Annotated in this window: 2 protein-coding genes and 2 pseudogenes; 2 read left to right on the top strand and 2 right to left on the bottom strand. The window is 42.6% G+C overall.

Going from position 1 to position 6,392, the window contains the following annotated elements; all coding sequences use genetic code 11:
* Positions 1 to 187: 187 nt before the first annotated feature.
* Both LRL21_RS46620 and LRL21_RS46615 read left to right on the top strand, forming a co-directional pair.
* Positions 188 to 511, top strand: coding sequence for a helix-turn-helix domain-containing protein (locus LRL21_RS46620; RefSeq protein WP_338044790.1), 324 nt, complete (start codon positions 188 to 190; stop codon positions 509 to 511).
* Positions 511 to 954, top strand: a pseudogene (locus tag LRL21_RS46615) (IclR family transcriptional regulator). The gene LRL21_RS46620 and the pseudogene LRL21_RS46615 overlap by 1 nt, the downstream one beginning before the upstream one ends.
* 1,347 nt (positions 955 to 2,301) lie before the next feature.
* Here the strand turns inward: LRL21_RS46615 and LRL21_RS44280 are convergent.
* Positions 2,302 to 3,627 (bottom strand): hypothetical protein, encoded by a 1,326-nt coding sequence (locus LRL21_RS44280; protein ID WP_240422128.1) that lies wholly within the window; start codon positions 3,625 to 3,627, stop codon positions 2,302 to 2,304.
* A gap of 503 nt (positions 3,628 to 4,130) precedes the next feature.
* A pseudogene (locus LRL21_RS44275) lies at positions 4,131 to 5,417 on the bottom strand (IS110 family RNA-guided transposase).
* Positions 5,418 to 6,392: the final 975 nt, after the last annotated feature.

The following is a 6,392-nucleotide window of genomic DNA, read 5'->3' as shown; positions in this document are numbered from 1 at the left end:
GCATTCGATGGTCTAACCGTTTGGAAGAAACAACGAAGCGCCGTCGCTTCCGACGAGACCCGCAAAAGTATCTTCAAGAGGCTGAATCCAAATATTGTACGTTAATTAGTCAGCCGTAGTTTTTTTTACCTCTTTAAGTACTGCAAAAAGCTGTGCTATACTTTTATAGATAATAGAGTTCTTCTATATGCAACAATTGAAGTTGAGAGTAGCAAGATTTATGGCAAACAAAACTCCGGGGGATTACCTTCTCTCCTCCGTCAAAAATTCACTTCGTATTTTAAATAGCTTTTCTATAGACCAACCTGAATTACGAGTCAGCGATCTTGCCGATAAATTAGAGATTGGACGGAGCACCGTAAGTAGACTGCTAAGTACATTGGCTAGCGAAGGATATGTGATGAAGGATCCAGATACGAAAAAATACAGATTGGGCCTACGAATTCTTACACTGAATAGATTCTTAAAAATCTTGTCAAAGATACAGGGGAGGCCGCACACATTGCCGTGATGGAACACGATCAGGTCGTCTATATCGAACAGATTGAATGCTCTCATCCGGTTAGAATTTTGTCTTATGTCGGACGCCGAAATCCAGTGCATTGTACAAGCTGAGAAAAAGTTCTCTTGGCCTATCAATCTCCTGAAACTGTCGAAAAAGTGCTGGGTAAAGAGCTCGAGCGATTCACCCCCCATACTGTTTCCGATCCGGTTAAGATACGAAACCATCTACTCGAAATAAGAAAAACTGAGTTTTGCTACAGCGATTGCGAGTTTCTAGACGAAGTTGTTTCATTTGCGGCTCCGATTCGTGATTATACACGTCAGGTGATTGCTGCCATTTCTCTTGTTGGGCCCAAGCACCGAATTGGGAAACAGCAGCATGCCACCATTAAAAATAAGGTTATGAGAGCGGCGAAAGAGATATCGGCGAATCTTGGATATTTGAGTTAAAACGGATAAGGAAACACCAAACAATGACCTTCTTGTGTTAAGGAAGGTCATTGATGATTTCTCTATGAATCGTTCCCTACTGTGAAGTCAATATCGTGATAGCTGTCCAGTGAAATTAAAGTTACAGACTGTGAAACTTGATTCAACGAGATTTGTGATATTGAAAATCGTCAGTTTTCAAAGATATAGTATTTATACGAAAATGAATTCAGCGCTTTAAAGTGACATAGCACGAAACGAAAAAAGAGAGTTTCATAGTACTGATATACCGAATTATGGATCAGATTGTTGTTTCTGTTAGCTCGACTTGGTATCCCATTTCACGAATCTTTCGTACCCAGTTATTTTTGGATTTGATGGCGTCCCACCCTGCTTGGCATAAGACTGATTTTAGACCTTTGTTATCTCGTCGATTCTTCTTACTTTTCTTTTTACCTGGGGTCCCGCCACATAGCTATCAAGCTAAGAAATTAATACACCCCCAAAACGAAAAAAAGCTATTCTTTTTGTAAATAAAGGATGACTTTTTTTCGTTTTGGGGGGTATTCGAAAATTTTAGCTTGATGGGCATGTGTCTCTACCCCCTATAATGGCATCGATCAGGCTGCAGCTCGCGTTCCAAGTACTCCCGGATCCGTTCACCCTGAATGTCGCAGCTTTCAAAACAAAACGTAAAAACAAGGAAGGGTAGCCGATCGGTAAGCAGTTGAACCATGAAAAAGGCCAGTAAGGTTCAGCGCGGCGGATAGATAAGTGCCATAACATACCAGGAAGCCAAGGGTTACCGACGTACATAACGGACAACCAGAATCCACTACACCAGCTGTACTATCCAGAATACTCGACGGTGTATGCCTTTCGAAATTGTTCTTTAAGAGACTCTTCTTTTTTAAGTTAATCAGAGATAAGAAATCCAAACAGCACCGATTCTAACTAGTGCAGTACCGTGTTGGCATTTTTACCATCTCATTATATGTAAGCGCTTTAATTTTGGTATCGGACCATTTATTGCTCCAAATCACATTATACTAATCCTTGATAAATGCTTCATGACAATCTCCGCATATAACATTCACAGCTTTTGAAGAGCGAACAATAGCATGGCATCCAGGGCACACCCCGACTGCCAGATTTTAATTTTCATGGTAGTTGAGAAAAGGCAGCCGATCACAAGTAGCCGGCTGCCTTCAAATGTCTTTATTGAGCTATCGTTCTCCAATAGTTTAATCCCGAAATGCATCGGGGTAGAGTTAAAAACTAGCGAGTGGATGTGGTTGGAGCTTAAGTATTAGACGAGAATAATTCATGACGGAGGGTCGATAGAGACCCTCCATTTCTTACTTTTTACTACCATCTTCTCCTGCTAAATAGTTTTATACCGACCTTCAAAGCAGCACCAATAGCAATTGCCGGAAGGACAATAGGGGCAGCGGCTACAGCGGCTGCTCCAACCACAGCTCCTGCGGCAACAACAGCTCCACCAACTGCTGTTCCTGCAATTGCGGTACCAGCAGTTGCGATAGCGCCACCAACCGCTGTACTAGCCACGGCAGACGTCACAGCAGATGCTGCTGCGACAGTTGAGGCTGTAGCGGCAGCTGCCGCTCCTGTAACGGCACCGGTGACAGCTGCTCCAGCCGCAATTGCGGCTCCACCGACTGTAGTTCCTGCTACTGCCGCGCCGGCTACACCCGCAGCACTTGCAACTGCCGCTCCTGCTGTAGTCTGAGCTACGGCAGCTACTGCTGCACCTGCGACATAGGCGGTTCCCGCTGATATAGCGGTATCAACGACTACATCTTTAGCGGCTTCTTTCAGGTCTTTTTCGCCAGTAATAACATCAACCAGGTTAGACCCAATGCTTACTCCGGCTCCAAATTGTGCACCGGATTTAGCCGCCTGAACACCTGCGAGATGGGCGTTAGATAGATTATTTGTAGTGGTATACGTTTTGGATGTAACTACTGCGTTTTTGTTACCAGTTATTTTTTGTTCCAGTTGCATGGTCTTTCCTAATTGGGTAACTTGTTTATTGCTGATATCTGATTCTACTACTTTCATACCAGCTTTTCTTGCCTTTTCAACTAAGACGGTGTTGCCTTTATCTACAATAAGTGTCTGACCCTTGTACTTTGCGAAATTAATGTTTTTATTGGCTTGCCCGACTTTAGCTTGAGCAAAAAACTTCCTGCCATTTCTTTTAATCACAAAATCAGCGACTCCATTGTCGTTAATAACCATCGTGATGATACCATTGGCCGTTTCGTTTGCTGCATGAAGGTGTTCAAACAAGAATCCTTTGAATCCAAATTTTCCGCCGCGCTTTGCATTTAACATACAGAGTTGCTTTGCCAAATCTTTATTTACACGAGCTTTATGCATGATTACAGACATGGATTTTTTAGAAGTTTGTGCTCCAACGATTACTCCCGTCGATTTGGCAGCTTCCTTCTTCTTTGTCCGAGCAGAAAGATAGGATGGGGTTGTCTTCTGAGCTGTTTGTTCATTTCTATTAGCTGATTCAATATGAGACCCATAATTTTGTGCAATCTTATTTAGCGTATTTCTTAATGCCTGATGTCTATTATTTAACCCGACACTGCTATTTACACTCGAATTCTCCATGCTCAACCAACTTTCTGTTACAAAATAGGAAATTATACCCACTTTCATATATATCACAAGAATGTTTGCTTGTCTATCAGAGTATTTGGGCGAACCTTTATAAAATGAACCCGCTACTTTGAAACTTATGTTATAGGGTTAAACTCCCTCTATGGAGAAACATTTTGCTCCTAAATGCTCACGTATTCTTAGAATCTGACCGTAATGCGTGTGTACCAGATAAAATTCATGTGGAACTAAATTGAAGATAAAGAAATATGTGGGGCTGGCAAATGCACAAGAAGTCCTTACCTACACCACTCTCTGTAAAAAGTGGTTCCTTCGGTAAAGTATGGTTGCACTTATGGATCTCCACATCGGCTCATGGAGGTCAACCCTCCCAAATCTCACAGAGTCTATGCTCCCACATTCCTTCATTCAACCTGTCCATGAGGTGGAGGTCAGATATGCTGCCCGACAGGATCTTCGTCCGTAAGATAGTTGCGTTCCGACTCATCCGTGCTTCTTTTATCTGTTATCGCTACGATATCAATGTCTCATTATACGCGCGTTTAGGCAGCCTTCAGTATCTCTGCGAATCGAGGAATATCCTGCATCATCTTGCTTTCATTGAACGCATGTCCCTTTTTCAAAATACCAAACAACACCCGAATAAGCTTGTTGCACAAAGCGATGAGAGACTGCATCTTTTTCAACGGATTATCCGGCCGTTAGGTGTAATGCTCGTGCAACGCTCGAAAGGCAGCGTTCTTTGCCACCAACGGCATCATGACACGAAAGAGCAAGGCACGAAGTCGCTTTCTGCCTCGTTTCGTAATTTTGGTCTGTCCTTTGTGTTTGCCCTATGTGTTTTCTTTTAGGTTTAGCCCCGCGAGCTTTATGATCTGCTTTGGATGTCGGTACTGCTCAATGTCGCCAACTTCAGCGAGAAATCCGGCGATGGTGTCTCTGCCAATCCCTTTTATCGCCAACAATTGTGGAACAAACGGAATCTGCATCAACAGTTCATCCACGTGCACTTCCAATTCTTCAAACTTCTTTTGCAGCAGTTCATATGGGGTCAATAGAAGTCGCAGCTCCATCTTGGCAAGCTGTGATCCTTGTTTTATGCCCACAGAACGACTGGCTGCTGCCTTCAAACTCTTCACGCGCCCCAGTCCAAGTCCACGCTTTGCAACCTCTCTTAGGTGCTGCAGCAAGGTTTCGTCAGAAAGAGACACAAGTTCATGTGGCAGTAAATAAAGGCTTAGTAAGTGGAAGGCTGACTTGCACTCCCAATCCTTAAATACCGTAAGGAACTCTGGAAAATATCGATCAAGCCAATTATGGACACGTCCCTGCACAACGCTCAGATCAGTCGACAGATGATCGCGAATTTTCATTGCTTCCCGTAGTTCAGCGTAAACGCCCTGAGGGAGATTGGGTACAGCATACCTTCCGTCTTTGACCAGTTGAGCGATCACTTTTGCATCCTTAACGTCATTCTTCGTTGGTGAGTTGTCATCTAATTCTTTGCTTTTCTTGACGTGCAGCGGATTTACCACGCCATACTTGACTTGCTGTTCTCTTAGGAAATGAGCAAGATTCAGCCAATAGTGCCCTGTAGGCTCCATGCCGACGATGACGTCCTGGAAGCCTTGCTCCGCCCCCAGTTTCTTAAACCAGCTAACGAAATATTCAAAACCTTCTCGATTATTTTCAAACGTAATTGGCTTCCCGAACTCGACTCCGCGGTAGTCTTGTGCTCGAGCCACATGTTTGAATTTAGCGATGTCTACACCGACAATTAAGGTTGAAGAAGTGATTTGATTAATTCTTTCATTTTGAGTAGAATGCATATTGTATTCTCCTTGGTTTGTTTTGGTTTGTTTTTGGATCCGACGCTGGCCAGCATCTGGGACCCATAAACATCATACCAAGGAGTCTTTTTATATTTCAAACTCCGTATTTCTTCATAGATAGGAATGCTGCCCGTTCGTTGAGCGAGTCGAATTTTCAACTATACAGTACTCGCTGCAAAGTAATGCTTCAAATTTAGAACTTACGGCAAAGAATTGCTTCAAATAAATATTAATTGGAATGAAAATAACCTAAAACAGCCTAAAGTGACAAGATGAACACATAAAAAGAACCGAAGTTTTTAGCTTCGGCTCAATTACTCGTATTGATCAAATGTAATAGTCGGTATAAAGGTTTGACTACTACCAGTATGGAAGCGAGTGTCCCCGCCAACGGTAGAGCGAGCATAAACGTTACTGCGGATACATTCCACGCAGTAAACTGTCTTTCTCGATGAAAGTAAACCATTACACCGACATTTATAAGTATTAATACCAGGGCAAAATAAAGTGCGGTTTGCATGACATTCATCCTTTCATATAGAACCGAATTTATTTTCTCCATGTAGTGTACAACCGAGATGCACGTACCTCAGCTGTACACTACATATATTTGAGAGTCTAATGGGTTAATGAATTTTTTCTCAATTAGTTCTTCTAAGCTCATTATATCAATAAAAATCAAACTTCCTTACACTTCCTGAACCGCGTTTAGCGGTCCATTCACTGGAAATACCCAACAATTTATCCCTTTGTTCAAAAGCTAAATTGTAAACGAATTCGACCATTTTTATTATTCCTCCAATGGATTGCGGACCGTACCTTTTTTTACACTTTACCACATATAACTGCCCGTCCCTCGGTTTTAAGGGTTTTTCTCACGTATGCTCACTCACTCGCAGGATTTTAGCACCTATTGGAATGACGAATACTCGGAAAACAAGCTTATATAAGCATTGGGTTCATTTTTGGGGC

Source organism: Paenibacillus periandrae (assembly GCF_022458865.1).
Classification (GTDB): domain Bacteria; phylum Bacillota; class Bacilli; order Paenibacillales; family NBRC-103111; genus Paenibacillus_S; species Paenibacillus_S periandrae.
The sequence above is the reverse complement of the archived record's forward strand: the minus strand, read 5'-3'. Positions and strand labels throughout refer to the sequence as shown.

Bases quoted from the DNA above. Each gene is read 5' to 3' on its own strand.
- LRL21_RS46620 (WP_338044790.1), top strand. From the start codon at position 188: ATGCAACAATTGAAGTTGAGAGTAGCAAGATTTATGGCAAACAAAACT.
- LRL21_RS44280 (WP_240422128.1), bottom strand. From the start codon at position 3,627: ATGAAAGTGGGTATAATTTCCTATTTTGTAACAGAAAGTTGGTTGAGC.